This window comes from Vibrio sp. 10N.222.55.C6, from assembly GCF_041473395.1.
In the GTDB taxonomy this organism is placed as follows: Bacteria; Pseudomonadota; Gammaproteobacteria; order Enterobacterales; family Vibrionaceae; genus Vibrio; species Vibrio crassostreae_C.
Genome location: NZ_JBFRSD010000142.1, coordinates 1 through 398, shown reverse-complemented (window position 1 = coordinate 398; position 398 = coordinate 1). Strand labels below are relative to the sequence as shown.

Below are 398 nucleotides of genomic sequence, written 5' to 3'. Positions count from 1 at the left end.
GTAGTACAACGTCGACAACAGAAGGGACTTATAAGATTGTTCTGTATAAGGACCCCGATAGTGGGGAATCTTGATCATGAAGCAATCTAATCAATTTCAACAGGGATTTGCTGCCGTAGAGATGGTCATTGCGACTCCCGTTTTACTGTTTTTTCTAGTCTTAGTTCTAGAGCTTGGCAATATTCTTGTTCACTACAATGTGATATCGAAGTCAGTGCAAAATGGCGCTCGTTATGCGGTTAGTGAAGTGTATGGAACTATTGGTGGAACCATCGCACCGACGTCTGAAATTCAGAATGTCGTGGTCTATGGTCAGAACAGCGTAGGAACAGCTGTATTATCTTCACTGACGACATCGGATGTGACTGTAACCCCTCCTTCAGGAGACAGTTATGTAC

General features: G+C 43.5%; 1 protein-coding gene. It reads left to right on the top strand.

Features of this window, described 5'->3' with window-relative positions:
• Window positions 1-76 precede the first annotated feature (76 nt).
• On the top strand, window positions 77-398 hold a 322-nt coding region (locus AB4486_RS22950; protein ID WP_372118803.1), incomplete at its 3' end, for a TadE/TadG family type IV pilus assembly protein.